This is a genomic window from Streptomyces sp. NPDC058796 (assembly GCF_042745235.1).
Taxonomy (GTDB): Bacteria; Actinomycetota; Actinomycetes; order Streptomycetales; family Streptomycetaceae; genus Streptomyces.
Window position 1 is genome coordinate 136843 of sequence record NZ_JBHYOP010000010.1, and the last position, 25331, is coordinate 162173.

Here is a 25331-nt window from a genome sequence, read left to right on the forward strand (position 1 = left end):
CGCGCGCCACCTGTTTGCTTCCGTTTCGCGTGTTTGCGGCCGCGTGGCTGGGAAAGGGGCTCTGTGATCACCGGTGGTGACAATCCGGTGCACACTGTCCGGAAATCTGAGAAACAGGAGGTTTCGATGTCCTCGAAGCGACGTCGCAAGAAGAAGGCCCGCCGCAAGAACGGTGCCAACCACGGCAGCCGTCCGCAGAGCTGAGGGCGGCACGAAGCACCGGGTGGGTGGCCGACGCCACCCACCCCGGACACCGCGGCGCCCGCGACGGGGCCGCGGGGTCACCACTACGACCGGCGGCCGGATCCGGCGAGAGCCCAGGCGACGTCCCGCAGCAGCGCGTGCCGCCAGCCCGCCCGGTCGTGGCCCGACGGCGACCGCGCGACCCGCACCGTCGCACCGGCCCCCGAGACCAGGCTCTCCACCAGCTCGCAGTGCGGAAGCATCCGCCGCTCGTGCTCCCCCACGTCGAAGGCGATCCGCAGGCCGGAAAGATCCGGCCCCTCCCGCAGAAGTCCGGCGAGAAACCCGCCGACCGGACCGCCCAGCGGATCCGCGAGCTCCGCCGAACCGGGCGTCCACCAGCACGACGCCGACTGGCAGGCGACCCGCGCCACCAGGTCCGGAAACCGCAGTGCCGCGTACAGGGCGCTGAGCCCGCCGAGGCTCTGCCCCGCGACCACCAGCCGCCCGGGGTCCGCGGGCACCCCGGAATCCACCACCAGCGGCAGCAGCTCGTCCCGGACCGCCTCCCACAGCTGCGGACGGCACCCGAACTCCGTCGTCCGGTCCCTGGCCGGCAGGAACACGAGGGTGACCGGCGGCATGTCACCGCCGGCGACCGCCGATTCGAACGCGGTCATCGCCGGGTGCAGATGCAGCCAGTCGTCCCCGTCGAGCAGCAGGACCACCGGCCCGCCGCCGCCCACCGGGTGGACCCGCACGGTGCGCCGCCCGCCGAGCAGCCCACCGGTCCAGCGCAGCCGGGTGCGCGGCAGCGGCAGCACGCCGTCGGCGCCGACGGCCGGCCAGTGCGGCTGGGCCGGTGCGTCGGGCGTCGCGGCGACGGACCGGTCGCCGCCCGCGCCCACCGGGTTCAGCGGGTCGGCGTACGCCGCCCCGCCCACGCGGAACCAGTACGTCACCCGCAGCCGTACGGGCATCCGCACCTCGGCGTACCAGCAGTCCGTGTCACCCCACCGGCGCAGCGGCACCGGCTCCGACCAGCTCTCGAAGACGACGCTCGCCGCCTCGAACCCTCGCCGCAGGAACAGCGTCGTCCAGCCGTCGCCTTCCGGTACCGACAGGGGCGTGCTCGCGGCCGCCCAGAAACCGTCGCTGCCCGGCGTGCCGCGCAACCCGTACGCGGTGAAGGCCTCTTCCCCCACGAGCCTCATCGACGTCTCCTTGTGGAGCGGAAAGCGGGAAAGCTAAGCTCGATCTCGATTTAGGCGAGCCTAACCTAACGCATCGGGAGGCCCCGCGCATGAGCACCAACCCGTTCGACGACGCCGACGGCCGTTTCCTCGTCCTCGTCAACGACGAGGGCCAGCACTCGCTCTGGCCGTCCTTCGCCCAGGTGCCCGGCGGGTGGACGACCGTCTTCGGAGAGGACTCCCGCGACGCCTGCCTCGCCTACGTCGAGGCCAACTGGACGGACCTGCGCCCCCGTTCCCTCACCCGTGCCACGAACGCCTGACGCCCCGTGCTCCACACCCGGCTGACCAACGCCCGCTTCCTCACCATGGACCCCGGCCACCCCGTCGCACACGACGTCGGCGTCTGGCGGGGCCGGATCGTGGGGCTCGACGACGCCGTGACGTCCCTGCCCGCCCGCGAGGTCGTCGACCTCCAGGGCGCCACCGTGCTGCCGGGCTTCGTCGACGCCCACGTCCACCTGGCCTGGGCCGGATTGAAGCAGAGCACCCCCAGCATCGCCGGGTGCACACGGATCGACGACGTGCTCGCCCGCGTCGAGGAGGCCGTCACCCGCACGGGTTCACCCGGCACCTGGGTGAGCATCGCCGGATACGACCAGCGGGCGCTGGGCCGCCACCTGACCGCCGCCGAACTCGACGAGGTCAGCCACGGCCACAGGCTGTACGTGACGCACGACTCCGGCCACGGCTGCGTCGTCAACTCCGCCGTCCTGGACCTGCTCCCCGCGGGCACCCCGCACGAGAACGGATTCCTCGCCGAGGGCGCCATGGGTGCCGCCCGCGCGCTGCGACTGCCGTACGCCCAGGAGGAGCTGGCCGAGGCGATCGGGCGGGCCGCCCGCACCTGCCTGGCCGAGGGGGTCACCGCCTGCGCCGAAGCGGGGATCGGCGGTGCCCTCCTGGGCCACAGCCCGGTCGAGCTGGGCGCCTATCAACTCGCCCGCGACGAGGGCCTGCTGCCGCTGAGGATGCGGCTCATGGTGGCCGCCGACACCCTGCACCCGGTCGCCGCCCACGAGCGCGACGGCATCCCCCGGGCGCTCGACCTGGGCCTGCGCACCGGCTTCGGCGACGACCGGCTGTCCGTCGGCGCGCTGAAGGTCTTCACCGACGGCGGCATGATGGCCCGCACCGCCGCACTCACCGGCCCGTACCAAGGGCTCGACCACGCGGGACAGTTGCAGGACGACCCGGACGTCATCGCCGCCACGATCGTGGACGGTCACCTCGCCGGCTGGCAGCTCGCCGTGCACGCGATCGGCGACCGCGCCGCCGACGTGGCGCTCGACGCCCTCGAACGCGCCCAGCGGGTGCGCCCGCGCCCCGACGCCCGGCACCGCGTCGAGCACGCCGGCCTGATCCGCCCCGACCAGCTCCCGCGCTTCGCACGGCTCGGTGTCAGCGCGGTCGTGCAACCCAACTTCCTGCGGTACTTCGGCGACGACTACGCCGCGATCATGGGCGAGGAGCGCGCCCCCTGGCTCTACCGCGGCAGGTCCTTCCTGGACCACGGGGTCCCCCTGGTGGGCAGCTCGGACCGCCCCGTCACGGACGGATCGCCGCTGCGCGCCGTCCAGTTCATGGTCGAGCGCGCCTCCGAGTCCGGCCTGACCATCGGCCCCGAGGAGGGGATCACCGTCGACGAGGCCCTGCACGCCTACACGGTCGCCGCCGCCCACGCCTGCCACTGGGAGGACGACCTGGGCAGCCTCACCCCGGGCAAGCGGGCCGACCTGGTGGTGCTCGGCGACGACCCCCGGCGGGTCGACACCTCGCGCATCGGAGACATCGACGTCGTGGAGACGTATGTGGACGGCCACCCGACCGGAGGCCCGGCCGCGTGAGCCCACCGCCCCTGGACGCCACGCGCCGGAGGAATCCGGTCGACACGGCGGCGGGCGGCGCCGTTCCATGGCCCTGACCGCCCGCCGCACGCAGCGGGCCGAGATCAGGAGACGTCCTTGCCGACCGGAAGCGCTCCGGACCGCCCCTCGATCGACACCGCGCTGGTGAGACGTCTGGTGGACAGCCAGTTCCCACAGTGGGCGAAACTGCCGCTGGAACGGTTCGAACCGGCCGGCTCGGACCACGTGATCCACCGGCTCGGCGAAGAGCTCGCCGTCCGGCTGCCCCGCCATGCCGGTGCCCTCGGGCAGGCCGGGAAGGACTCCGAGTGGCTGCCCCGGCTCGCCCCGCACCTGCCGCTGGCGGTCCCGGTACCCGTGGCGGTGGGCGAACCCGGCTTCGGCTATCCGTGGGCCTGGGCGGTCACCCGCTGGCTGAACGGTGAGGCGGCCACCGTCCGGACCCTGGGTGACTCGTGCGAGGCCGCCGTCGAACTGGCCGGTTTCCTGAGCGCACTTCAACGGTTCGCGCCAGGGGAGACCGCGTCCCTGGGCGCCCGCCGGGACCTCACCGGCTCACCGCTGGCCGCCCGGGACCGGGCGACGCGTGCCGCCATCGCGCGGGTCGACGGCGTGTTCGACGCCGCCGCCATGACCGGTCTGTGGGACGCGGCGCTGAGCGCCCCGGACTGGGACCGTCCTCCGGTGTGGTTCCACGGCGACTTCCACACGGGCAACCTGCTGACCGCCGACGGCCGCCTCAGCGCGGTCATCGACTTCGGCGAACTCGGCATCGGCGACCCGGCCCGTGACCTGACCATCGCCTTCACCCTGATGTCGGCCGCGCCGCGGGCCGCCTTCCGCGCCGCGCTCGGTGTGGACGACGCCACCTGGACCCGAGGGCGTGGCTGGGCCCTCGCGACGGGCCTCAACGCCTACACGGCCTACGCCGCCGTCAGCCCGAGGGTCGCGGCACAGACCACCCGGCAGATCACCCAGGCCCTCACGGGCTGAACGGCGGACGGTCCGCGCCGACTCCCCGCCCGGTCACCGGACTCCGGCCCTCAGGCCACGCCCCGGACGCGATAGGTGACGTGCGTGACCAGACTTGCCGACCGCGACGCCACCTGCTCCAGCCTCAAGGGCGGTACGCCGTCGAACAGGCGGGTGCCCGCCCCGAGCGTGACCGGCGCGATGTGCAGCCGCAGTTCGTCGATCAGGCCGGCGGCGAGGTACTGGTTCACGGTGGTCGCGCCGCCCTGGACCTGCACGTCGCCGTCGCCGGCCGCCGCGCGGGCCCGCGCCAGCGCCGACGCGATTCCGTCGGTGACGAAGTGGAACGTGGTGCCGCCCTCCATCGGCTGCGGCTCGCGGGCGTGATGGGTGAGCACGAACACCGGGGCGTGGAACGGAGGATCCTCGCCCCACCAGCCGTTCCAGCGCCGGTCCCACCCGCCGCGCACCGGGCCGAACATGTTGCGTCCCATGATGAAGGCCCTCGCGGCGGCCAGCCGCTCGACCTCGGCCCGGTTCTCGTCGGGGGTTTCGAACATCCACGCGTGCAGTCCGGCCCCCGAGCCGTCGCCGCCGTCGTCGCCGAAGGGGCGGTCCTCCGTCTGGTTGAGCCCGGCCGAGAAGCCGTCGACCGAGATCGTGATGTCGCTGGTCACCCTGCCCGGTCGACCGGTCATTGCTTCTCCTCCGCACCGCGAGTGGCGGGTCTGCTGGGCCAACGGACCGATGTCTCACATCCTCGCCCTCCGGCGGGGAGCTGTCGACTCGCCCGGCCGAGGGCGGCGTGCGGCCCACACCGTGCGTTCGGTGCGGACGGCCAGATCGCCGCGGCGCAGCACGCTGTGACTGCTGTCCGTGTCGAGGAGCCGGTCGAGGGCGGCCAGGTCCGCGGCGGCCAGGGTGGAGGCGACGCCGTCGCGGACACGACGCAGGCCCGCCAGCGCGTAGCGCGCCACCGCCGCGCCGGCCTCCGACGGTCCGGCGTCGACCGTGACGGTGCGCCGGTCCTCGACCGTGAACCCCGCGTCGGTCAGCATGGGCCCCCAGTCGGCTCCCCGGTGCGGTACCCGTCCGGCGTGGTCGTGGTCGGCCGCGACGTGACAGCGCTCCTCAAGACCCGGTGCCTCCGCCGGGGCGTCCTCGGGCAGGAACCGCGGGAAGCCGTCCAGTTCCACGACGGCGAACAGCCCGCCCGGTGCCAGCAGACCGTGCACCTGGCGGAGGGTACGGGCGGGGTCGGCCATGTGATGCAGGGACGCCGACGCCCACACCAGCTCAGGTGTGCCGAGCCCGGGCCAGGCAGGCGCGTCGAGATCGGCCCTCACCACGCGCACGCGGTCGCTCACCCCGTCCGCCTCCGCCTTCTCCAGCAGGCGGTCCAGGTGGGCGGCCGAGGAGTCCACGGCGGTCACCTCGGCGCGGGGGAACCGCCGGAGCAGCGCCAGGGTGCCGGCGCCGGTCCCGCAGCCGAGGTCCACGACGTGGCGTGGAGCGGACGTGAGCGGGAGTCCGGCGACGACGGACGAGAGGGGGCCGGCGAGCACTTCCGCGTCGAGGTCGAGGATCTCCGCCTGGTCGACCGGGCCGTGGCCGGACTCGTGCGGGTGGCCCGGGTGTGCGGTTCGGTGCGGCGGGTGCGCGTGAGCGTGGTTCATACCTGGACGCTAAACGGCCCCGTGCGCGCCCGGCCCGCCGCGTTGCGCAAGAAGCAAGCCGATGCCGGCTCGCGGCGCGTGCCGCGCAAGGCCGGTTCACGGTGCCGGGCGGCTCGTCCTGCGGGTGGCCTCGCCGCGTTGGTGGCCACGCCGGGCGTCGCGGTCGAAGATCCCCATGATCTCGCACGGACCGCCCTCGGCCCTGCCGATGGCGTGCGGAAGCATCGTCGGGAACTCGGCCGCCTGGTTGGTCTCGATCCTGAAGCGCCGGTCGCCCAGCAGCAGGATCGCGGTGCCGGACAGGACGACCAGCCATTCGCGCCCCGGGTGCGCCCGCATTCGTGCGGGATTCTCCGGCGGTGGCTCGGTCATGCGCTGGCGTACGACCGACATGCCGGGCTCGGCCTTCAGGGACCACCGCATCAGCCCGTGGGCACCGTCGATCACCGGGTTGGAGACGACGTCGTCCGTGGCGGTCTCGACCAGCTGGTCGAGCGACGTGTCCAGTGCGCGGGCGAGGGTGACGAGCTGGTCGAGGGCCAGTCGCCGGTGGCCGTTCTCGATACGGCTGAGGGTGGACTGGCTGACCCTGGCGCGCGCGGCCAGCTCCTCCAGGGACCAGCCCTGCGCCACCCGCAGGGCGCGGATGCGTTTGCGTACGAGGCCGTCCAGATCGCCGTTGTCTTGCGTCATAGGCAACATGGTATGCCTCACAGGCATGGTGCCTCTAGCGTCGTCCGTGCTCGGCCCCACCGTGTCGGCCGACGCCTCCTTCCGGCTCTCGCCGGCATTCGTTCGCACCGCTGAGAGGACCCATGAGTACGCAACAGCCTGCCCAGACCGGACACGACCCGAGTGGCGCCGCCGGTGACGGGGGAGTGCCGGACGCGCGCCGACGCCGCACGATCCTGATCGCCGTCTGCATCGCGTTGATGGCCGTCATCGCCTCCGTGTCCGGCCTGGGCGTCGCTCAGCCCGACCTCGCCGTCGCCTTCGGCGCCTCGCAGAGCACGGTCCTGTGGATCATCAACATCTACACCCTGGGCCTGGCCGCGCTCCTGCTGCCGCTCGGCGCACTCGGCGACCGCCTCGGCCGCAAGCCCGTGCTGATCACCGGGCTGGCCGTCTTCGGGACGGCCAGTGCGGCGGCGGGCCTCGCCCCTTCCGCCGAGGTCCTGCTCGCCGCGCGACTGCTCGGCGGTGTGGGCGCGGCCATGATCATGCCGATCACGCTGGCCGTCATCACCTCGACCTTCCCGCGGGAGGAGCGCGGACGGGCCATCGGCGCGTGGACGGCGGTGGCCGGTGGCGGCGGCATCCTGGGCATGTTCCTCTCGGCCGTCCTGGTCGACGTGGCGAACTGGCGGTGGATGTTCGTCCTCCCCGTCGTACTCGTCGCCGTCGCCCTGGCCATGACGCTGCGGTCCGTCCCCAACTCCCGGGAGACCACCGGGCACGCCTTCGACACCGTCGGCGCGCTGACGTCCGTCGTGGCGGTGGCCGGACTCGTCTTCGCCCTCCAGGAGGGGCCGGAGCGAGGGTGGACGGACCCGGCGACCGCGCTCGCCTCGGCCGTCGGAGCCGTCGCCGCGGCCGGCTTCGTGGCCTGGGAGCTGCGTCGCCGGGACGCCGCGCTCCTCGATGTGCGCCTGTTCGGCGAGCGGGCGCTCGCGGGGGGTTCGGTCACGCTGCTGGCCGTCTTCGGCGTCCAGGCCGGCATCTTCGTGGTCCTCTTCCCCTTCCTCCAGGCCGTGCTCGGCTGGTCGGGGCTGCTGTCCACGCTGGCGCTGATGCCGATGGCCGTTCTCATGATGGCCGCCTCCGGCCTCGCCCCGCGCCTGGGCGCGCGCGTAGGCCCCCGGGCGACCATGGCCACGGGTGTCCTGCTGGCCGGCGCCGGCCTGGCACTCATGGCGTCCGTCGTCTCGGTCGACGGCGGATACCTCTCCGTCCTCCCAGGGATGCTCGCCATGGGACTCGGCATGGGCCTGTCGATGACCCCCTCCACCGAGGCCATCACCGGCGCCCTTCCGCGCGACCGCCAAGGCGTCGCGTCCGCCCTGAACGACGTCACCCGCGAGCTGGGCACCGCACTGGGCGTCGCACTCCTCGGAGCGCTCCTTTCGACCGGCTACCGGGCCGCCGTCGGCCCCCGGCTCGACGGCGTCCCGGAGGGCACCGCGGACACCGCACGCGAAGGAGTCGCCAACGCCCTCGACGCCGCCCACCAGGGCGGCCCGTACGCGCGGGAACTGATCCTGGCGGCCCGCGAGTCCTTCGTCGACGGCTGGCAGAACGCCATGTGGGCCGGGGTCGCGGTCATGGCCGTACTCTTCCTGTACATCTCCGTCCTGGGCCCCCGGCAGTCCGCCGGCGGGCAGAGCGACGCCCCCGAGCCGGTCGGCGCGAAGGTCCCGTGAGGCCGGGGCGGCGGGGCCCGCTGCCCTCCGGGCAGGCGGCGCATACGATCGACTGCCGTCCGAGCCGGAAGGTGCCCCACATGCCCATGTCCCCGCCGAGCCTGCTCGCCGTCTTCGCCCACCCGGACGACGAGTCGTTGTCGGCGGGCGGGGTGCTCGCCCGGCACGCCGCCGCGGGAGCTCGCACCGCGGTCGTCACGGCGACCTGGGCCGAGGACAGCCCGCGCGCCGCGGAGTTGGCGGTGGCCCTGCGGACGCTCGGCGCGGGCGCGCCGCGGATGCTCGGTTACGCCGACGCGCGCGTTCCGTCGTCTGCGCCGGGCATGCCGAGGTTCTGCGACGCGCCGCTCGACGAGGCGGTGCGGAAACTGGTGGCGCACATCCGGGACTTCCGCCCGGAGATCGTCGTCACCCACGACGCGTACGGCGGGCTGACCGGCCACCCGGACCACCTGCACACCCACCGGGTGGCCGCACTGGCGGTCCAGGCGTCCGGGCTCGACCTGCTCCACCCGGACACCGGTGCCCCCTGGAGCCCCCGGGCCCTCTACCTCGCCACGCACCCGCACTCGGTCGTGCCGGCACTGAGCGAGGTGCTCGGGGCGCGCAAGGCGCGGTTCAGTGTCCCGGACGAGCACGTCACCGCGACCGTCGACGTCCGCCCCTGGCTGGACCGGAAGATCGCCGCGGTTCTGGCCCACCGTTCCGAAGTGCGGCGGGGTGCGCTGCCGGGCGTGATCGCCGGACTCGCGCCCGAGGCCCGGGAGCGGTTGCTGGCGACGGAGTGGTTCATCCGGCATCCGCCCGCCCGCCTGGCCCCGGTCCGGAGCGAACTGACGGTCTGACAGCCGCCGGACGCACGGCCCAGGTCGAAGGCCGGTCTGGTGACTCCGAGGGTGTGGCGGAAGCCGCCCACCTGCATGGGATAAAGTCCCGAGGCCGACCGCACACACGGTCGTCCGCCGCGCCGTCCTTGGACGGGTCGCCGCGCTCAACACCATTCCGGGGGCCCGTCATGACGTATGCGTCCACACCCGTGCCCAGTTCGCACCCGCCCGCGCCCGGCCCTGTGCTGCGTTCGCCCGTCGGCCTCGCGCAGGCCGTCACCGCGCTGCTCGGTGTGGTCGTCGTCGCCGATCTGCTGATCGTCGCGGCATCGCTCAACATGCGGTCGCTGATGGGCGAAGTCGCCTCGGGCGGCGTGGCCGACTTCGACGAGGGCGAGGCGAGCCGCGCCGACTACGCGATGGCCGGGTCGGCCGTCCTGTACGTCGTCGCCATGCTGGCGACGGCCGTGGTCTTCGTCATCTGGTTCCACCGGGTCCGCCACAACGCGGAGGTCTTCGCGCCCGACACCCAGAGGAGGGCCCCCGGCTGGGCGATCGCCTGCTGGTTCATCCCGATCGCGAACCTCTGGATCCCGCGCGGCATCGCCGCCGACGTGCTGCGGGCCGCCCAGCCGGACCCCTACAGCGGGTCGCCGCGGCACCGGGGGCTCCTCAACGCCTGGTGGGGTGCCTGGGTCTGGGCCGTGGTCTTCGACCGCTACGCGTCCAGGACGTACGACGACGCCCAGGACGTCGACGCGATCCATGACGCGGCGGGGCTGGTCATGGCCGGTGCCGGTTTCGACGCACTGGCCGCGGTGCTCGCGATCCTCTTCGTGCGCCGGCTGACCGCCGCACAGCACGAGAAGGCCCTCGCGGGGCCGGCCGTGCCGCGACACTGAACGCCGCCCGGGCCCGCGGGCCCGGGCCGGAGAAAACACGGCGGTGCCGCGAGCCTGTGGTGAGATGAACGGCGACGGGGGCGGCTCCCCGGCGCGCATCCTTCTCACCTTCCTGCAAAGAACCGGCGCGCCCACTCTCCGCCCTCGTTCTTCCGTCCTGAGCCGTCGTGGAGGGCTTCCTGTTGCTCGCTGCCGAGTCCGGTACCGGGGAAGGGCCGGCTACTCCGGCCAGGCGGAGTTCTCGATGACGTCGACGAAGTCCGTACGCCGGAAGCCGGGCACGAAGTGCTCCAGCACATCCGCGTTCACCGTGCCGAACGTGGTCTCCGGGCGGTGCTCGAAACCGTCGGTGAACGCCCGCAGGATCTGTCTCTTGAAGTCCGGGCGGGGGTGCGCGGCGGTGACCGCGTCGATCTGCGCCCGCGTGAGCCGGTCCAGGCGCAGGCCGAGTACGTCGGTCTCGACACCCGCGGTGGTCGCCGCGATCTCCGGGGCCATCCGGTACGGCACTTCCGGGGTGGTGTGGAGGGCGACGGCCGCCCACACGGTGTCGGCGCCGGCCTCGCGGATGCCGCGGGCGAGCAGGAAGGCGCGGGCCTGGTCGGCGCCGTCCATCTCGAAGCGCTGGTCGCCGCGGTAGGGCGGCACCAGGCCGGTGTCGTGGAAGAGCGCGGCGACGTAGAGCAGCTCCGGGTCGGGGCGGATGCCCAGGGCGACGGCCTGGAGGCTGCCGAAGAGGTACACCCGGCGCGAGTGGTGGAAGATCAGCGGCGGTGTGGTGTCACGGATGAGGTCGGTCGCCTCCCGCGCGAGCTCGCTGTCGGGAATCTGGATACCGGCGATCGTCTCGGCCATGGCTGCCCTCCCGGGGATCGGTGCCGTCGTTCGTGTCCCCACTTTCCGCCGGGCGCCACCCCGGCGTCCGCTGCCCGATGGCCGACAACCCCTCGGAAACGGCCATGGCACGCCACCGCCGGCTCACCCGCCGTCCGGCCGCGCGCGGGCGCCCGGCCCCGTGGTGGCGAAGCGGTGCCGGTAGCGGGTGGGGGACAGGCCCAGATGCCGAGCGAAGGCGCGGCGCAGGCTCTCGTAACTGGGAAAGCCCGACAGCGCGGCCGCCTCCGTGGCGTTGTGCCCGGCGTCGAGCAGGGCCTTGGCCAGGTCGAAACGGATCAGTTCCACGTACTTCACCGGTGTGACGTCCAGCTCCGCCCGGAACATCCGGGTCAGGTGCCGCGGACTGACCCGCACGCGCGCCGCCAGCGCCTCCAGACTGTGGTCTGCGGCCGGATCGGCCTGCACCGCGTCCTGTATCTGGCGCAGTACGGGCGTCCGCGGCGCCGGGCCCCGCAGCGAGGCCGAGAACTGTGACTGGCCGCCGGCCCGCTGCATGTACACCACCAGGGAGCGGGCGACCTTCCGGGCCAGGTCGGGCCCGTGGTCCTCCTCCAGCAGGGCCAGGGCCAGATCGATGCCCGCCGACACACCCGCGGACGTCCAGGTGGCACCGTCCTTCACGAAGATCGCGTCGGGCTCCACCCGCGTCGACGGACAGCGTCGGGCCAGCGTGCCGGCGTGCTGCCAGTGCGTCGTCGCCCGCCTGCCCTCCAGCAACCCGGCCGCGCCCAGGACGAAGGCGCCGGTGCACACCGAGGCGACGCGTCCCGCCCGGTCCGCCAGCGACCGCGCGGCCTCGGTGAGCACCGGATCCACGGACGAGCCGGGCAGCACGTCACCGCCCACGACGACCAGCGTGTCGTAGGCGGCGGGCGACCGCGCGTCCGCGTCGGCCGGTACCGGCATGCCGATGGACGAACGCACCGACGCGCCGTCCGGCGAGACGAGGGTCAGCCGGTACCGGGCGCCGTACCGGTTGGCCTCCGTGAAGACCTCCGCGGGGCCGGACAGGTCGAGCATCTTCATGCCCTCGAACACGAGGACGCCCACGTCGTGCGGTCTCCCTGTCATGTCTCCCTCTTCCGTGGGCCTCGCGGGGGCCCGAACGCATTCTCCCGGTGAGACATACCGGACATGGGCGTAGGGTGGCTGGCGTGGATTCGACCGGGGCTCCTGGTCGCGCGACCAGGTCCGCCGGCCGCTTCTGACAGATCTCACAGGGACGCGGAAGGAACAGTGATGGGCAGGGTCACCACCTCCGACGGCACGAGCCTCTTCTACAAGGACTGGGGGCCGCGCGACGGCCGGCCGGTCGTCTTCCACCACGGGTGGCCGCTCACCGCGGACGACTGGGACAACCAGATGCTGTTCTTCCTCTCCCACGGTTTCCGCGTGATCGCCCACGACCGGCGCGGTCACGGGCGTTCCAGTCAGCCCTCGACGGGCCACGAGATGGACACCTACGCCGCCGACGTCGCGGCCCTGACCGACGCGCTGGACCTTCAGGGCGCCGTGCACATCGGGCATTCGACCGGCGGCGGCGAGGTCGCGCGCTACGTGGCACGTGCCGAGCCGGGCCGGGTGGCCAAGGCGGTGCTCGTCGGCGCCGTGCCGCCGGTGATGGTCAAGTCCGAGACCAACCCCGGCGGCACCCCGATCGAGGTCTTCGACGGATTCCGGACGGCGCTGGCCGCCAACCGCGCGCAGTTCTACATCGACGTGCCCTCCGGCCCGTTCTACGGCTTCAACCGGGAGGGCGCGAAGGTCTCCCAAGGACTCATCGACAACTGGTGGCGGCAGGGGATGACGGGCGCGGCCAACGCCCACTACGAGTGCATCAAGGCGTTCTCCGAGACCGACTTCACCGAGGACCTCAAGCGGATCGACGTCCCGGTGCTGGTCGCGCACGGTACGGACGACCAGGTTGTGCCGTACGAGGACGCGGCGCCGCTGTCGGTGAAGCTCCTCAGGAACGGCACGCTGAAGTCGTACGAGGGACTCCCGCACGGCATGCTCGCCACACACCCCGAAGTCCTCAACCCCGACCTGTTGGACTTCGTGAAGTCCTAGTGCGGCTCTATCATCGCCCCCATGGATGTTGAAAGTGGAACTTTCATGTCGGCGTCGGCGACGGCGGGGGAGGTGCGGGGAGCGTGAGCAATACGGAGACACACCCCGCGGAGATGAGGTGCGGCGCGTCGGAGGACGACGTGCCCGCCGCCGGCATCGAGGTCCTCACCGCCCGTGACGTCCCCCTCGGCGGCCCGCGTGCCATGCGGGTGCGGCGTACGCTGCCCCAACGGGCCCGGACGCTGATCGGAGCCTGGTGCTTCGCCGATCACTACGGTCCCGACGACGTGGCCGGATCGGGCGGCATGAACGTCCCGCCGCACCCGCACACCGGTCTGCAGACGGTCAGCTGGCTCTTCAGCGGCGAGATCGAGCACCGGGACAGCCTGGGAACCCACGCGTTGGTCAGGCCCGGCGAACTCAACCTCATGACCGGCGGCTTCGGCATCGCCCACTCCGAGGTGTCCACCTCCGGCACCGCCGTTCTGCATGGTGTCCAGCTCTGGGTGGCGCTGCCGGACGAACACCGCGGCACCGACCGGGACTTCCAGCACCACGCGCCGGTACCGGTCACCCTCGACAACGGCACGGTGCGCGTCTTCCTCGGCTCGCTCGCCGGGGACACCTCACCCGTCAGCACCTTCACGCCGCTGCTGGGCGCCGAGGTGTCGCTGGACCCGGGCGGCACCATGAGCCTGGAGGTCGACGCGGGGTTCGAGCACGGCGTTCTCGTCGACAGCGGTGACGTACGCGTCGACGGCGACACCGTACGGCCGACCGAACTGGGCTACCTCGCTCCGGGCCGCCGGACACTGACACTGACCAACGAGTCGGCCGCGACCGCCCGGCTGGTCCTGCTCGGCGGACCGCCGTTCCCCGAGGAGATCGTCATGTGGTGGAACTTCATCGGACGGTCGCACGACGAGATCGTGCAGGCGCGTGAGGACTGGACGAAGGGGAACCGCTTCGGCGAGGTGCACGGGTACGACGGTGCTCCGCTGCCCGCGCCGGAGCTGCCGAACGCGCCCTTGAAGCCGCGGCGAAGGGCGCGCTGACCAGCGGATACGGCGCGCCGCACGTCGACAGGTCAGATCGCTGCTGCGCCTGCCTGGTAACGCGACAATCCCGCAGCCGCCACGTCGGCTCCAGCCGCGTACTGGAGTTGGGTCCGTCGCGTGATGCCCTCCACGCGTGTCCGGAACGCCTCCGGGCCGCCCCGCGAGGGCTGCGCTGCGGAGGCGCCGGCAACGAAAAACGGGCTCGCAGCGACGTATGCTCCGAGCCCATTCGGTGAATCCGAAACGAACTGCTGGTGACGCGGTTTTCCGGCGGTCCGGAATCGCGAACGAGTCAGGGCGCGGTGGCGGACGCACCAGGGGTGCGCGTCAGGTTCCGCAGAACGAGGGCGAGCACGATGGCGACGACGGAGCAGACGGCCAGGGCGAGGAAGCCGCTTGCGACCCCCTCGCTGGTGGCCGCGGCGACGGTGTCTCCGGCTGCGAGGCGGGTATCGACGGAGGAGGCGAGGACGGTTCCGATCACGGCGATGCCGAGGGCGGCCCCGGTCTCGTTGAAAGTGTTCAAGAGGCCGGAGCCGACGCCGGACTCCTCCACCTTGACGTGTGAGGTGCCGATGCCGAACAGCGGGACGAAGCAGGCCGGCAGGCCCGCACCGATGACGGCCAGCGCGACGATGGTCAGTGTGACGCTGTCGGTGCCGACGGCCAGCACCCCCGCGCCCGCGAGTTGAAGCGCGGTGCCGGTGGCGTACATTCCGCCGAGTCCGAGGACGTTGGCGACCGAAGGGGCGGCCAGGGCCACGACCAGTGCGGCCAGGCCCATGGGGAGCAGGGAGAGGCCGGTGGCGAAGGCGCTCATTTCGTGGACGCGCTGGAAGTACATGCTGCCCAGGTAGGTGCTGCTGATCATCACGGAAGCAACCAGGAGCAGTCCCATGCTGGAGAGCCAGTAGGTGGGCTTGCGCAGCAGATGCAGCGGCAGCAGTGGGTCGTCCTGGCCGAGTTCCATGAAGGTGACCGCGGTGAGCAGGGCGACGGCGACGGCGATGCTGACCCAAGCGGCCGTGTCGCCGAAGCCCTCGTGCAGGCGGATCAGGCCGTAGGACAGGCTCGCGAGGCCCGCAGTGGACACGATGGCGGAGGGCAGACGCAGCTTGCGTCCGATGCCGGCGTTGAGTGCGGGCATGCTGCGCAGAGCGCCTGCGAACGCGGCGATGCACACCGGAATGTTGATGAGGAAGGCCCAGCGCCAGCTGATCGCTGTGACGATCAGGCCGCCGAGCACGACGCCGATGGTCGCCCCGATCACGCCGAGGCCGCTCCATGCGGTCAGTGCGATTTTGCGCTGCGCCTCGTCCTGGTAGACGGCCAGGATGATGGACAGGGCCGCCGCGGAGAGCAGCGCGGCCCCCACGCCCTGCGCAGCGCGACCGGCGACGAGGACCTGCTCGTTCGCCGCGATGCCGCACAGGACCGACGCGGCGCCGAAGAGGGACAGCCCGCCGAGGAAGGTGCGCCGCCGACCGAAGACGTCGGAGACCCGGCCGCCGAAGAGCAGCAGGCTGCCCAACAGGAGGACGTAGGCGCTGATGGTCCACTGCAGGGCCTCCTGGCCTGCGGGGAGCTGTGTGCTGATCGACGGCAGCGCCACGTTCACCACCGTCGAGTCCAGCATGACCATCAACTGGGCGACGCCGACCACGGCCAGCGTGGTCCACGGGGCCTGGGTGGGCCGGGTGGTGGCCGGTTCCGTCGGTTGCCTCTCGGACGTCAGCATGTCCTCGGTCACTGTGCCTCCTTCGTCTGTATGTGCCGCGTGAGCGCCTGGATGTGGCGCCCGGGCATCGGAAGCTATATTCATGCGGATGAATTGATCGCACACTACATACATGTGCATGGATCGACAAGCGGCCCGGGTCGCCATAGGCTTACTGGCGTGACTGATACCGCTCTGACTGATCGTTGGCTGGCCATGCTCCGTGCCTGCGCGCAGATCAACCAGGTCGCCGAACGCGAGCTGTCCGAGCACTACGGCCTCTGTGTCAGCGCCTACGAGATCATGGACGTGATGTCCCAGGACCCCGGCTGGGTCCGGGTGGGGGAGCTCAGTGTGCGAGCGGCCCGCAGTCAGCCGCAGGTTTCGCGCCTCCTGGCGCAGATGGTCGACGCCGGGTATGCGGAGCGGAAACCTTCCCTCACTGATCGCCGGGGCTTCGAGGTGAGGCTCACTCCGGCCGGCGAGCAGGTCTTCGCCCAGGCTGTCGGCACGATGGGCGACGTCCTGCGCGCGGTGGTCGGTGAGAGCGCCGACGTGCGCCGGGCGATGAGTGTGCCCACCCTCGAGTCGCAGTAGACGGCGGGTGTGCATCTCGCCGGCATGGGATAATCGATCAGGTTCACGTCAGACGGCTAGGCTGGCCGACGGTGGGAGGCTGACCGGTCCCCGACCTCATCTGCTTCCTGGCCTGTCAGCCGGTACCAGATCTTGTAGGCGTGCGGGCACTTCGACCACCGCGACTGCGGATGCCCACACTCCTTGAAGAACGAAAATGCCATGGAGTTCGCTATGTGGTGGAACTTCATCGGACGGTCGCGCGACGAGATCGTGCAGCCGAGTGAGGACTGGATGAAGGGCACCCGCTTCGGCGAGGTGCACGGGTGCGACGGTGCTCCGCTGCCCGCGCAGGAGCTGCCGAACGCGCCTTTGAAGCCGCGGCGAAGGGCGCGCTGACCCGCGAGAGCGGTGGATTCCGCGCGGCCGCCGCCTCGGACGGCGGCCCCGCAGACCGAGCTGGTCCTGTACGGCGTCAGCGGCGGTGTCCTCGCCGTTGCCGGAAGGCCGTCAGCGCAGTCTGATCAGGACGGGAAGACGAGGTCGGCCGGCCGGCCGCACCACCAAGCAGCCACGCGCCGGCGAGGCGGGTTGCGACACCCAAGACGAAGCCGACGCTGGGACCTGCCCTGCCTGCCTGTAAGGAACGCACGGGCACAGAAAATCCGTCACCCGTTCGGTCGAAAAACTGTAGCGGCTGCTGTAGACATTCGACCGTCGGCAGGGTTAGTGTGTTGTTGTAGCCAGGAAGTCAGTGAGGCGCGGCAGAGACGAACTGCCCGCATGCAGAACAGTGGTTGCGGCACGGCGGTGGAGTGGCGAGGCCAGAGGTTCCCAGGGTCTTGCCGCTGGCCGCCGGGCCGGGCGGCTTGTCAGGGTCGCCGGTATTGCGCAGTACCAGCAGTACGAAGAGGTGCATCAGAAGGAAGAGAAGGAGGCGAACGCCATCAGGATCGCCCGGGCGAGAACGGTTTGCCCGGGTACCGCAGGCCCCGGAACGGAAGGTGGTCCCACGGTCACGCATCCGCGATCCCTCAACTGCCCGCCCCCCGCAGGGGGACGGCGCGGAGTCAGAAGGCCGGCAGTGCAGTAGGCCGGCAGATGGTGTTGCAAATCCCTCGGGGCCTTGGTGCCGTACGGCACCAAGGCCCCTCGACGCGTTCCCCGATCAGAGGTGCAGATGACCGCAGAAACCCCGCTCGGCCGTATCGACGACGACGACTACCCCGCCTACACCATGGGACGAGCAGCCGAGATGCTCGGCACCACGCCCGCCTTCCTGCGGGCCATCGGGGAAGCACGGCTGATCACGCCGTTGCGTTCCGAAGGCGGCCACCGCCGCTACTCGCGCTACCAGTTGCGTATCGCCGCCCGCGCCCGCGAACTCGTCGACCAGGGCACTCCTGTCGAAGCCGCCTGTCGCATCATCATCCTGGAAGACCAGCTCGAAGAGGCCCGGCGCATCAACGAGGAGCTGCGGCGACGGCCCGCCGGCCGTTCCGGTGAGGACGACGCCTGACCCGGCCCGCCGCCGCCCTGCTGGGCAGTCATCCGGGCACCGACTCCGCCTACGCGGTGTCACCGGCGAGGGAAGGGCGGGGCTCACAGGGCTACGGCCGCCCGCGTGCCGGATCGATGCGGCTGTGGACGCGGAACCGGGCGGTCATGTCATCTGGTGCGGGGCGCAGCGCGACCGTGACCGGGCCAGGTGTAACCCCGTTGGGCGGCGTGGCGGCGTACTTCGCAGGCGAGGGCCGCCGCCACGGGCAGCGGGCTGGCGGAGACCAACTGGTGGATGTCCGGCAGTAACTCAACGACGAAGGCGTTGGGTACCACCACGTTTCGCCGGCCGACGATCACCGTGTTGTCGTCGCACTGCCGCAGAAGCACGGCCAGGGCCTCGCCCCGTGCGTGCCTGCTCGGGAGCAGGCGCACCCACGCCTTCGTGGCCCACCGTTCCATGACGCGTTCACTGGTTCCAAGGACACCCATCGGGGGCACCTGCCCCACAGCACGGGAGGCAGGCTCACCCGTAAGGGTGTACCGCGGCGCCGCGGCCTGTGCCGTTTCCTCCTCACGCTTGCCCCGGAGGCCGGCGTTCCCCTTCCGCTGACGCGCGGATCTGCTCTGTGTGGCGGGTCAGGGCGTCGATGCGGGTGATCAAGTCCGACTGGTCGGCCGCCAGGTGATCGCGTGCGCGGACCAGTGGGCCGATGAGTCCGACGGCGTCGTCCTGGCCGAGTGCCTGCAGGAGGGGAGTGCGGGCCTCTGAGGGGAGACCGGTGAGAGCGGTGACCTGACCGGCGAGCTGGCGCAGGTCACCGGCGTTGCCGCGGGCCCAGGCGGTGACCGTGCGGTCGGCGGCGCGGCGGTCCCGGGTGGCCTGTACGCGCTGTTCGCCCGTGGTGCCGGGGGCCCCGGGGCGCAGGCGCAGATAGCGGCGTTCGGCGGCCTGCCGACTGGCGACACCGAGTGGATGGGCGAGATCGGCCCAGCTGGCCCCCGCGGAACGTGCGGTTTCGATCAGCCCGGTCTCCCAGCCGGCGAGATGGGCGCGGACCTGGCGCAGGAGGAGCAGCGCGGCGAGTGCCTGATCCGGGCTGATCTCGTCGCTGGGCCGCTCTTCGGACTGTGGTGCCTGGGCGGTGTGGACGGCTTCGTCGATCGCCGCCAGTGCCGCCTCGGCGGCAGGGAACGACGCGGGCTGCGTACCGGCTTGCCGGGGGTCTGCGGTCATGATTCACCTCCGCTCGAGGGCGTCACCCGACAGGTGACATCTGCGCTTGTCATCGTTTCGATGACATGCTACAAGAAATACAGGAAGCAGCGCATGAGCGGTTCTGCTCGAAGTGGAGGTGTTTCACGATGCTGATGCGCACTGACCCTTTCCGTGAGTTCGACCGGCTCACCCAGCAGCTGTTCGGCAACACGTCCGGCACCTGGTCGCGCCCCACGGCGATGCCCATGGACGCCTACCGCGAGGGAGACGCCTACGTGATCGCCCTCGACCTGCCCGGTGTCGACCCGGACGCGATCGACATCGACGTCGAACGCAACATGCTGACCGTCAAGGCCGAACGCCGGCCCGTCACCAAGACCGACGACGTGCAGATGGAGCTCTCGGAGCGCCCCCTGGGCGTCTTCTCCCGCCAGGTGATGCTGGCCGACACCCTCGACACCGAGCACATCAGTGCCGACTACGACGCGGGCGTACTCACCCTGCGCGTCCCGATCGCCGAGCGAGCCAAGCCCCGAAAGATCTCCATCTCGGGCAGCGCGGACCGCAAGGAGATCTCCGGCTGAAACGGGGCCGCGCACCCCGGCGGAGGGCTGGCGGCCTCTCCCGCGGCCCAAGCCCTCCGCCCGCCGTCACGGACTCCCGGCGAAAGGAGGACGGCCCCGATGGCCATGCACTGGGACGTGTTCCTCGACCAGGTGCAGGAACGCGGTGAGTACAAGACCCGAGCGGAGGCGGACCGCGCCGCACGCACCGTGCTGGGGCTGCTGGGCGCGCACCTGGTGGGCCAGGTACGGGCGGAGCTGGCCGCCCGGCTCCCGGAGACCTTCGCCCTGATTCTCCTCAACCCGCTCCAGGCGGCCGAACCCCTCTCGGCCGAACGCTTCGTGCGGGCCACCGCCGCCTGGATCGAAGGAGCCACCGAACAGACTGCGGCCTGGGACGTCGGCGCCGTGCTCAGCGTGACCGCCGACGCCGCGGGCGAGGACCTGACCCGCCGCGTCCTGCTCCAGCTCCCGCCCGGGTACGACCTGCTCTTCGGCCGGCCGCAGAACGGCACCACCTTCGCCACCACATCCGGTGACTGAAACCTCGCGGTCACCGGCCCACACAACCGAGACGATCCACGAGCGAGAAAGGCACCTTTCACCGATGCAGACCACGACGGCCCCGGAGACGATCACCACGATCCCGGCCATGTCGTACCTCCACATGCTGGAACAGGTCCGTTACGACGGCGCCTACCCCACCCGAGAGCGGGCCGAGGAAGTCGTCTCCGCCGTCCTGGCCGCCCTCGGCCGCCGCATCACCGGCGAGGAACGCGTCGAACTGGCCGCCCGCCTGCCACGGGAGGCCGCACAGATCTTCGCCGCCCAGATCCCCGCCACCGACTCGATGACCGGCTGGGCCTTCGTCAGGGACCTCGCCACCCGTACCGGCGGCAGCCTGGCGACCACCCGCTGGGACGTCGGCTCGGTCCTGGGCGTCGTCGCCCGCATCGCCGGCACTGACCTGCTCGACCGCATCCTCACCCAACTCCCCTCCGGCTACGCGATCCTCTTCGGCCGCGCAGAACTCACCCAGGCAGCCTGACCTTTCGAAAACCCCCACCCCGAGGAGCATCGCTGGGATGGGCCGGGAGGTGGGCGGGGCCCGTCCGTGAATCGCGACCGGACCGACCGAAGCAGGAGCGCGCTGCGAAGATGCCGGCCGGGCGCTGTGGTTGGGACTGTTCAGCGGTCTGTTGCGCTGACGGTGTGGAGATGCTCGAGGGCGTCCAGGACGACGGTGTGCCGGTGCCAGAGCAGCCATCGGCCGACCTGTGTCCCCAGTCCGTCCAGGGCGGTGAGCTGGGCTTGGGTCAGGCCGGGCAGGGGCCGTTCGTGGTGGCAGGAGACCATGCCCAGCACCGCCCCGGACGGACTGGTCAGAGGCAGGCTGTGAACTCCCCGGGCGCCTGCCTGCAGGATGGCGTGGCGAGAGCCGTCGTCGAAGATGTCCGCGACGGCCGCGTCCTTCACCGTGACCTGGCGTCGTTCCTGGGCTGCCTGCGCGCAGGCCGTGGTCGAGTCCTGGACGAACGCGAAGAAGTCAGTGAACTCCTGGTTCAGGCCGGTGTGCTTCTCCAGGCGTAGCAGCCCGTTCTCCGCCAGTTGGACGTTGCCCATCCCGGTGTCGGTGATGTGCAGCATCCGTCGCATCGCAGCCCGCAGCACCGCCCCGTGGTGCCGGCGCTCGGCTCCCTCCACTCCCAGGCCCGGCAGCGGGGGCGGACTGTAACGGGCTCGGCGGGGAAACCACTGTGCCGCGCCGGGGCCGGGCGGCGGAACATGAGTGACGGCATCGGCCAGGGTGTGCAGCTTGATGTTGAACCGCTGCGACGTCTGGCGGAGCAACTCGAAGGAAGCCTCGGGGCCGGCCAGCCGGTAGCGACCGACGAGTATCTCCTGGGCACGTGCGACACCGGCATGAGCCAGCCGGCGATTACGGTGCTCGGCGCCGTCCTGCGGGGCGTTCCCGACCGTCATGCCGATACGACGCGCCCCGCGACCGGTCGAGGCCGCGTCCTGGCATTCGTGGCTCACGCTGCAGACTCCCTGAGAACCTGGAGGAAACAGCGCCCGCGCCGCGCGTACACGTGCACACCGCGGGCGTGCCTGCTTCCCAAGCACCCTGTCCACCATAACGAACACCACCACTGGGCGAGCTGCCGTCGGCCGCGCAGGAGCACGTCGCGGAACGGGCAGGCACCGAACTCCGGTTGACCGGCGGTCAGGACCGCCGCCATCGGCGCGCTCCTGAGGGTCGGGTGCGCACTACCGCGGCAGATTCGGTCCCCGATCGCCGTGCGGGCCACTTGGTGTTCGGCACGGCATGGAAGCCTTCGTGGGCTCTGAGGGCCCCTTTGGCACTATTCCGTTCGCACGCGTCACTGGTGCCACTGGGCCGGCACGGCGACACCCGGTTGACTTCGGGGCGTCCGATGGAAATCGCCCCGAAGGAAGGGGTCATCCCCCTCATGAATCTCGTGTCACCGGTGCTCGTCGGCATCATCTACTGCCTCCTGATGTCCCTGATCAAAGAACCGCACCGGCGCCGCTTCAACGCGGTCATGGTGGGCGGGGCGGGAGCCGCGTATCTGAGCGGGGGCGGATTCGGCCCCTGGGAGATCCCGTTCGTCGCGCTCGTGGCCTACGTCGCCTATCGCGGCTTGGACTCCTGGACGTTCATCGGTGTCGGCTGGCTGCTGCACACCGCTTGGGACTTGGTCCACCACCTCAAGGGCAATCCGATCCTGCCCTTCTACCACGACTCGTCCCTCGCCTGCGCGATCTGCGATCCGGTCATCGCCCTGTGGTGCTTTCGCGGAGGACCCTCCCTGGTCAGGTCCGTCCGCCTCCGGTTCGGGCCCGACCGCAGGGCGGACCACGCGCACGAGCACGCTTCCGCCGCCCCCTGACCGGATCGGCGTGGCGCTTCCACACGACCGTCGGCTCAGTGCGCGTCCTCGGGCGGCAGGGTGGGCAGGTACACCGGTGCTCGCCAGGCGTCCAGCCGGTGCTCCACCGCCGCCCCGAGGGACAGCAGCCCGGCGTCCTGGTGGGCGCCGGCCATCAGGAGCAGTCCGACCGGCAGTTCGCCGACGAACCCGGCGGGCACGGACAGGGACGGGTATCCGGCGACGGCGGCGGGCGTGGAGGACGGGACCACGTCGTTGTCGCCGCGCGCGCAGTCGGTGGTCCACGCGGGCGGGTTCGCCGGGGAGGCGATGGCGTCCAGGTCGTGCTCGGCCATGGTCTCGTCGATGGACCGCCGGGAGAGGTCTCGCAGCTCGGCGCGCATCGCCCGGTACCGCGGGTCGGTGGTCGGCGGCGCGGCCAGCGCCTGCTCGAACAGCTCCTGGCCGGCGAAGCAGGTCTGCTCGGCCGGGTGGGCGCGGTTGAACTCGATCAGCTCGGCGAGGTCCCGAGGCCAGTCGCGGGTGGTGAGGTAGGCGTCGATGTCCCGGTGGAACTCGCTCAGCAGGGCCGGGAACTCGAGTTCGGCGAGTCGCTCCTGATGGGGCGGGGTCACCTCGACGACGTGTGCCCCCGCGGCACGCAGGTCCCCCGCGGTACGGGTCATCAGGGCGTCCACCTCCGCGCCGAGCGACGGGAGTCGCCACAGCCCGATCCGCTTGCCGCGCAGTCCACCGGGCCGGGTGGCCGCGTCCGCGAGGTCCTGCGCGCGATCACCGCCGGTCGCCGTGCTGGTGACGTCCTCGCTGATCGCGGAGAGGGTGAGCGCGGTGTCGATCACGTTGCGTGCCATCGGGCCGGCCGTGTCCTGCTCGGCGGAGATCGGGACGATGCCCGACTGGCTGACCAGGCCGAGGCTGGGTTTGAGACCGACCACGCCGTTCATCCCGGCCGGGCAGACGATCGAGCCGTCGGTCTCGGTGCCGATCGCCACCTGTGCCAGCGACGCGGCGAGCGCGGCGGCCGAGCCGGAGGAGGACCCACAGGGATTGCGGTCCAGCACGTACGGGTTGTGCGTCTGGCCGCCCACCGCCGACCAGCCGGAGGTCGGCTTCGCCGCGCGGAAGTTGGCCCATTCGGACAGGTTGGTCTTGCCGAGGATCACCGCGCCGGCCGCCCGCAGCCGCTTCACCACAACGGCGTCGGTGGCCGGCGGGCTCCCGGCCAGGGCCAGCGATCCGGCGGTCGTCGGCATGCCTCGGGTGTCGACGTTGTCCTTGAGGAGGACCGGGATGCCGTCGAGCGGGCCGCGGGTGCGGCCGAGTCGGTGCCGTACGTCGCTGGCGGCCGCCTGGCGCAGCGCGGTCGGGTCGGTGCGCAGCACCGCGTTGACCGCCGGGTCGACGGCCTTGATCCGCCGCAGGTAGGCGAGGGTCAGCCGGTACGACGTCAGTGATCCGCGCCGCATGTGCTCCTGCAACTCGGGAATCGTCGCCGTGTTCAGGTCCACCCCACGCACGAGCGCGGCCTCCGCGTCGGTTGACGAGACGCCGGTAGCGTAGGCGGTGGGCTCGGCGGCCACCGCACGGTGGCCCGGGGCGCCCGCTGCCGGGAGCGGTGCCACCGCCAGGGCGGCGGTGAGCGCCGCCACGCTTGTCATCCTCATGGGCCACAGCTCACTACGCGCTCCTCTCGGACACAAGACGCCGTCTCTCCAGGGGTGTTCGGGTGAGCCGGCCGCCCGCGCGTGCCCGGCGCGAGGTCCTGGCTGCCCGGCGGTTGCCCGTGTCCGCCCCCTTGACGCCCCCTCGTCTGCCGCTAAGGTCTAGACCTGCGGGGTGAAGGTCTAGACCTTCATCGGGTGTTGAGCGGCGCCGCCGCAAACCGGGGCCGGCTGGTTCGGTGTGCATCGAGCGGATCGAAGGGAAGGCATGTCATGCGCATGAAGAGAAGAGTCGCTGTCGCTGTGGGAGCACTGGTCGCTCCGGTGATCGCCGTGAGTCTTCCGGCGCCCTCGGCGAGTGCCCACGGCTGGGTGGTCTCGCCGGGGAGCCGTCAGGACCAGTGCGCCGCGGGCGTGGTGGACTGCGGTCAGATCAAGTACGAGCCGCAGAGCGTGGAGGGCCCCAAGGGACTCAACAGCTGCAGCGGCGGCAACCCCCAGTTCGCCGAACTGGACGACGACGGCAAGGGCTGGCGGGTCACGCCGGTCGGCTCCACGCACACCTTCACCTGGCACCACACGGCACGGCACGCCACCGCCAACTGGCAGTACTTCATCGGCAACCAGAAGATCGCCGAATTCGCCGGCCACGGCGCGCAGCCCGCCCCCGACGTCAGCCACCAGGTGAACTTCGGCGGATTCACCGGCAAGCAGAAGGTGCTCGCCGTCTGGAACGTCGCGGACACCGGCAACGCCTTCTATTCCTGCATCGACGTCAACATCGGCGGAACCGGTGGTGGTGACGGCGGCGGCGACGGTGAACCGGGCGACTGCGTCGCGGCGGCCTGGAACTCCGGGAACGTCTACAACGGCGGCGACACCGTCTCCCACGGCGGCCACACGTGGCGCGCCAAGTGGTGGGTGACCGGTGAGGAGCCCGGCACCACCGGTGAGTGGGGTGTCTGGGAAGACCTCGGAGCCTGCTAGAGCTCCCCGCACCGATCGCGACCGGCCGGCGTACGCTTTCGCGAGGGGCGCACGCCGGCCTCCGCAC

27 protein-coding genes and 1 pseudogene are annotated in these 25331 nt (G+C 71.7%); 17 read left to right on the top strand and 11 right to left on the bottom strand.

Annotated elements, in window-relative coordinates; all coding sequences use genetic code 11:
* Nucleotides 1-126 precede the first annotated feature (126 nt).
* Nucleotides 127-204: a 50S ribosomal protein bL37 gene (locus tag ACFW47_RS24975; RefSeq protein ID WP_370443954.1), complete on the top strand. Its 78-nt coding sequence runs from the start codon at nt 127-129 to the stop codon at nt 202-204.
* A gap of 83 nt (nt 205-287) precedes the next feature.
* Here ACFW47_RS24975 and ACFW47_RS24980 read toward each other — a convergent pair whose 3' ends face one another.
* Nucleotides 288-1397 (bottom strand): alpha/beta hydrolase-fold protein, encoded by a 1110-nt coding sequence (locus ACFW47_RS24980; protein ID WP_386284194.1) that lies wholly within the window; start codon nt 1395-1397, stop codon nt 288-290.
* 89 nt (nt 1398-1486) lie between these two features.
* Here ACFW47_RS24980 and ACFW47_RS24985 point away from each other — a divergent pair, with 89 nt between their 5' ends.
* The 3 genes from ACFW47_RS24985 to ACFW47_RS24995 all read left to right on the top strand — a co-directional run bounded on the left by ACFW47_RS24985 (nt 1487) and on the right by ACFW47_RS24995 (nt 4297).
* Entirely contained in the window at nt 1487-1699 is a 213-nt protein-coding gene (locus tag ACFW47_RS24985) for an MbtH family protein (protein ID WP_386284191.1), read from the top strand.
* Nucleotides 1700-1705: 6 nt separating this feature from the next.
* Nucleotides 1706-3283 carry an amidohydrolase gene (locus ACFW47_RS24990; protein ID WP_386307179.1) on the top strand — a complete coding sequence of 526 codons (1578 nt, stop codon included), beginning with the start codon at nt 1706-1708 and terminating at the stop codon, nt 3281-3283.
* Between the two features lie 117 nt (nt 3284-3400).
* Nucleotides 3401-4297, top strand: coding sequence for an aminoglycoside phosphotransferase family protein (locus tag ACFW47_RS24995; protein WP_386284186.1), 897 nt, complete (start codon nt 3401-3403; stop codon nt 4295-4297).
* Between the two features lie 50 nt (nt 4298-4347).
* Here the strand turns inward: ACFW47_RS24995 and ACFW47_RS25000 are convergent, their stop codons facing one another.
* The 3 genes from ACFW47_RS25000 to ACFW47_RS25010 all read right to left on the bottom strand — a co-directional run bounded on the left by ACFW47_RS25000 (nt 4348) and on the right by ACFW47_RS25010 (nt 6645).
* Nucleotides 4348-4974 carry a dihydrofolate reductase family protein gene (locus ACFW47_RS25000; protein ID WP_386307181.1) on the bottom strand — a complete coding sequence of 209 codons (627 nt, stop codon included), beginning with the start codon at nt 4972-4974 and terminating at the stop codon, nt 4348-4350.
* Nucleotides 4975-5028: 54 nt separating this feature from the next.
* Nucleotides 5029-5952: a class I SAM-dependent methyltransferase gene (locus ACFW47_RS25005; RefSeq protein WP_386307182.1), complete on the bottom strand. Its 924-nt coding sequence runs from the start codon at nt 5950-5952 to the stop codon at nt 5029-5031.
* Nucleotides 5953-6048: 96 nt separating this feature from the next.
* Entirely contained in the window at nt 6049-6645 is a 597-nt protein-coding gene (locus tag ACFW47_RS25010; RefSeq protein ID WP_386307184.1) for a helix-turn-helix domain-containing protein, read from the bottom strand.
* 122 nt (nt 6646-6767) lie between these two features.
* Between ACFW47_RS25010 and ACFW47_RS25015 the strand changes: the two genes are divergently transcribed.
* The 3 genes from ACFW47_RS25015 (at nt 6768) to ACFW47_RS25025 (ending at nt 10101) form a co-directional block, all read left to right on the top strand.
* Nucleotides 6768-8372: an MFS transporter gene (locus ACFW47_RS25015; RefSeq protein ID WP_386307186.1), complete on the top strand. Its 1605-nt coding sequence runs from the start codon at nt 6768-6770 to the stop codon at nt 8370-8372.
* A gap of 86 nt (nt 8373-8458) precedes the next feature.
* Nucleotides 8459-9217 carry a PIG-L deacetylase family protein gene (locus ACFW47_RS25020; RefSeq protein WP_386307301.1) on the top strand — a complete coding sequence of 253 codons (759 nt, stop codon included), beginning with the start codon at nt 8459-8461 and terminating at the stop codon, nt 9215-9217.
* A 170-nt stretch (nt 9218-9387) separates the two neighbouring features.
* Nucleotides 9388-10101, top strand: coding sequence for a DUF4328 domain-containing protein (locus ACFW47_RS25025; RefSeq protein WP_386307188.1), 714 nt, complete (start codon nt 9388-9390; stop codon nt 10099-10101).
* 219 nt (nt 10102-10320) lie between these two features.
* Here ACFW47_RS25025 and ACFW47_RS25030 read toward each other — a convergent pair whose 3' ends face one another.
* Both ACFW47_RS25030 and ACFW47_RS25035 read right to left on the bottom strand, forming a co-directional pair.
* Nucleotides 10321-10956 (bottom strand): HD domain-containing protein, encoded by a 636-nt coding sequence (locus tag ACFW47_RS25030; RefSeq protein WP_386307189.1) that lies wholly within the window; start codon nt 10954-10956, stop codon nt 10321-10323.
* Nucleotides 10957-11079: 123 nt separating this feature from the next.
* A complete protein-coding gene (locus tag ACFW47_RS25035; protein ID WP_386307190.1) occupies nt 11080-12069 on the bottom strand; it encodes a GlxA family transcriptional regulator in 990 nt (329 codons plus the stop codon).
* Between the two features lie 168 nt (nt 12070-12237).
* Here ACFW47_RS25035 and ACFW47_RS25040 point away from each other — a divergent pair, with 168 nt between their 5' ends.
* Entirely contained in the window at nt 12238-13068 is an 831-nt protein-coding gene (locus ACFW47_RS25040; RefSeq protein WP_386284165.1) for an alpha/beta fold hydrolase, read from the top strand.
* Between the two features lie 83 nt (nt 13069-13151).
* Nucleotides 13152-14123, top strand: a complete 972-nt coding sequence (locus ACFW47_RS25045) for a pirin family protein (RefSeq protein WP_386307192.1) — start codon at nt 13152-13154, stop codon at nt 14121-14123.
* A 295-nt stretch (nt 14124-14418) separates the two neighbouring features.
* On the opposite strand, the gene ACFW47_RS25050 is transcribed toward ACFW47_RS25045, so the two are convergent.
* Complete coding sequence (locus ACFW47_RS25050) at nt 14419-15876, bottom strand: MFS transporter (RefSeq protein WP_386284159.1); 1458 nt, start codon at nt 15874-15876, stop codon at nt 14419-14421.
* Between the two features lie 147 nt (nt 15877-16023).
* On the opposite strand from ACFW47_RS25050, the gene ACFW47_RS25055 reads away from it, so the two are divergent.
* From ACFW47_RS25055 to ACFW47_RS25065, 3 genes and pseudogenes are all read left to right on the top strand, one after another.
* Entirely contained in the window at nt 16024-16440 is a 417-nt protein-coding gene (locus tag ACFW47_RS25055) for a MarR family winged helix-turn-helix transcriptional regulator (RefSeq protein WP_386284157.1), read from the top strand.
* A 204-nt stretch (nt 16441-16644) separates the two neighbouring features.
* A pseudogene (locus tag ACFW47_RS25060) lies at nt 16645-16818 on the top strand (pirin family protein); the annotation flags it as partial.
* A 781-nt stretch (nt 16819-17599) separates the two neighbouring features.
* Entirely contained in the window at nt 17600-17938 is a 339-nt protein-coding gene (locus ACFW47_RS25065) for a MerR family transcriptional regulator (RefSeq protein ID WP_386284154.1), read from the top strand.
* A gap of 149 nt (nt 17939-18087) precedes the next feature.
* On the opposite strand, the gene ACFW47_RS25070 is transcribed toward ACFW47_RS25065, so the two are convergent.
* On the bottom strand, nt 18088-18411 hold the full coding sequence (locus tag ACFW47_RS25070) for an FhaA domain-containing protein (protein WP_386307193.1): 324 nt from the start codon (nt 18409-18411) through the stop codon (nt 18088-18090).
* Between the two features lie 82 nt (nt 18412-18493).
* A complete protein-coding gene (locus tag ACFW47_RS25075) occupies nt 18494-19156 on the bottom strand; it encodes a type III effector protein (protein WP_386284149.1) in 663 nt (220 codons plus the stop codon).
* Nucleotides 19157-19284: 128 nt separating this feature from the next.
* On the opposite strand from ACFW47_RS25075, the gene ACFW47_RS25080 reads away from it, so the two are divergent.
* The 3 genes from ACFW47_RS25080 to ACFW47_RS25090 all read left to right on the top strand — a co-directional run bounded on the left by ACFW47_RS25080 (nt 19285) and on the right by ACFW47_RS25090 (nt 20749).
* Nucleotides 19285-19722, top strand: a complete 438-nt coding sequence (locus tag ACFW47_RS25080) for an Hsp20/alpha crystallin family protein (protein WP_386284146.1) — start codon at nt 19285-19287, stop codon at nt 19720-19722.
* Nucleotides 19723-19821: 99 nt separating this feature from the next.
* Nucleotides 19822-20244 carry a DUF2267 domain-containing protein gene (locus ACFW47_RS25085; RefSeq protein WP_386284144.1) on the top strand — a complete coding sequence of 141 codons (423 nt, stop codon included), beginning with the start codon at nt 19822-19824 and terminating at the stop codon, nt 20242-20244.
* 64 nt (nt 20245-20308) lie between these two features.
* Entirely contained in the window at nt 20309-20749 is a 441-nt protein-coding gene (locus ACFW47_RS25090) for a DUF2267 domain-containing protein (RefSeq protein ID WP_386307194.1), read from the top strand.
* Between the two features lie 140 nt (nt 20750-20889).
* Here the strand turns inward: ACFW47_RS25090 and ACFW47_RS25095 are convergent, their stop codons facing one another.
* Entirely contained in the window at nt 20890-21741 is an 852-nt protein-coding gene (locus ACFW47_RS25095) for an ANTAR domain-containing protein (protein WP_386284139.1), read from the bottom strand.
* A gap of 434 nt (nt 21742-22175) precedes the next feature.
* On the opposite strand from ACFW47_RS25095, the gene ACFW47_RS25100 reads away from it, so the two are divergent.
* Nucleotides 22176-22616: a DUF6010 family protein gene (locus ACFW47_RS25100; protein ID WP_386284136.1), complete on the top strand. Its 441-nt coding sequence runs from the start codon at nt 22176-22178 to the stop codon at nt 22614-22616.
* A 35-nt stretch (nt 22617-22651) separates the two neighbouring features.
* On the opposite strand, the gene ACFW47_RS25105 is transcribed toward ACFW47_RS25100, so the two are convergent.
* Complete coding sequence (locus ACFW47_RS25105; RefSeq protein ID WP_386284134.1) at nt 22652-24280, bottom strand: amidase; 1629 nt, start codon at nt 24278-24280, stop codon at nt 22652-22654.
* Nucleotides 24281-24550: 270 nt separating this feature from the next.
* On the opposite strand from ACFW47_RS25105, the gene ACFW47_RS25110 reads away from it, so the two are divergent.
* The gene (locus tag ACFW47_RS25110; RefSeq protein WP_386284131.1) at nt 24551-25264 is read left to right on the top strand and encodes a lytic polysaccharide monooxygenase; all 714 of its coding nucleotides are present in this window, start codon (nt 24551-24553) and stop codon (nt 25262-25264) included.
* The last annotated feature ends 67 nt before the right edge of the window (nt 25265-25331 follow it).

What these genes read in the sequence shown, in the direction of transcription:
- ACFW47_RS25065 (WP_386284154.1), top strand. Translation starts at nt 17,600, where the DNA reads ATGACCGCAGAAACCCCGCTCGGCCGTATCGACGACGACGACTACCCC.
- ACFW47_RS25085 (WP_386284144.1), top strand. Translation starts at nt 19,822, where the DNA reads ATGGCCATGCACTGGGACGTGTTCCTCGACCAGGTGCAGGAACGCGGT.
- ACFW47_RS25040 (WP_386284165.1), top strand. Translation starts at nt 12,238, where the DNA reads ATGGGCAGGGTCACCACCTCCGACGGCACGAGCCTCTTCTACAAGGAC.
- ACFW47_RS25030 (WP_386307189.1), bottom strand. Translation starts at nt 10,956, where the DNA reads ATGGCCGAGACGATCGCCGGTATCCAGATTCCCGACAGCGAGCTCGCG.
- ACFW47_RS25105 (WP_386284134.1), bottom strand. Translation starts at nt 24,280, where the DNA reads ATGAGGATGACAAGCGTGGCGGCGCTCACCGCCGCCCTGGCGGTGGCA.
- ACFW47_RS25025 (WP_386307188.1), top strand. Translation starts at nt 9,388, where the DNA reads ATGACGTATGCGTCCACACCCGTGCCCAGTTCGCACCCGCCCGCGCCC.
- ACFW47_RS25080 (WP_386284146.1), top strand. Translation starts at nt 19,285, where the DNA reads ATGCTGATGCGCACTGACCCTTTCCGTGAGTTCGACCGGCTCACCCAG.
- ACFW47_RS25110 (WP_386284131.1), top strand. Translation starts at nt 24,551, where the DNA reads ATGCGCATGAAGAGAAGAGTCGCTGTCGCTGTGGGAGCACTGGTCGCT.
- ACFW47_RS25015 (WP_386307186.1), top strand. Translation starts at nt 6,768, where the DNA reads ATGAGTACGCAACAGCCTGCCCAGACCGGACACGACCCGAGTGGCGCC.
- ACFW47_RS25005 (WP_386307182.1), bottom strand. Translation starts at nt 5,952, where the DNA reads ATGAACCACGCTCACGCGCACCCGCCGCACCGAACCGCACACCCGGGC.
- ACFW47_RS25000 (WP_386307181.1), bottom strand. Translation starts at nt 4,974, where the DNA reads ATGACCGGTCGACCGGGCAGGGTGACCAGCGACATCACGATCTCGGTC.
- ACFW47_RS25100 (WP_386284136.1), top strand. Translation starts at nt 22,176, where the DNA reads ATGAATCTCGTGTCACCGGTGCTCGTCGGCATCATCTACTGCCTCCTG.
- ACFW47_RS24980 (WP_386284194.1), bottom strand. Translation starts at nt 1,397, where the DNA reads ATGAGGCTCGTGGGGGAAGAGGCCTTCACCGCGTACGGGTTGCGCGGC.
- ACFW47_RS25010 (WP_386307184.1), bottom strand. Translation starts at nt 6,645, where the DNA reads ATGACGCAAGACAACGGCGATCTGGACGGCCTCGTACGCAAACGCATC.
- ACFW47_RS25075 (WP_386284149.1), bottom strand. Translation starts at nt 19,156, where the DNA reads ATGACCGCAGACCCCCGGCAAGCCGGTACGCAGCCCGCGTCGTTCCCT.
- ACFW47_RS25035 (WP_386307190.1), bottom strand. Translation starts at nt 12,069, where the DNA reads ATGACAGGGAGACCGCACGACGTGGGCGTCCTCGTGTTCGAGGGCATG.
- ACFW47_RS25020 (WP_386307301.1), top strand. Translation starts at nt 8,459, where the DNA reads ATGTCCCCGCCGAGCCTGCTCGCCGTCTTCGCCCACCCGGACGACGAG.
- ACFW47_RS24975 (WP_370443954.1), top strand. Translation starts at nt 127, where the DNA reads ATGTCCTCGAAGCGACGTCGCAAGAAGAAGGCCCGCCGCAAGAACGGT.
- ACFW47_RS24985 (WP_386284191.1), top strand. Translation starts at nt 1,487, where the DNA reads ATGAGCACCAACCCGTTCGACGACGCCGACGGCCGTTTCCTCGTCCTC.
- ACFW47_RS25090 (WP_386307194.1), top strand. Translation starts at nt 20,309, where the DNA reads ATGCAGACCACGACGGCCCCGGAGACGATCACCACGATCCCGGCCATG.
- ACFW47_RS25070 (WP_386307193.1), bottom strand. Translation starts at nt 18,411, where the DNA reads ATGGGTGTCCTTGGAACCAGTGAACGCGTCATGGAACGGTGGGCCACG.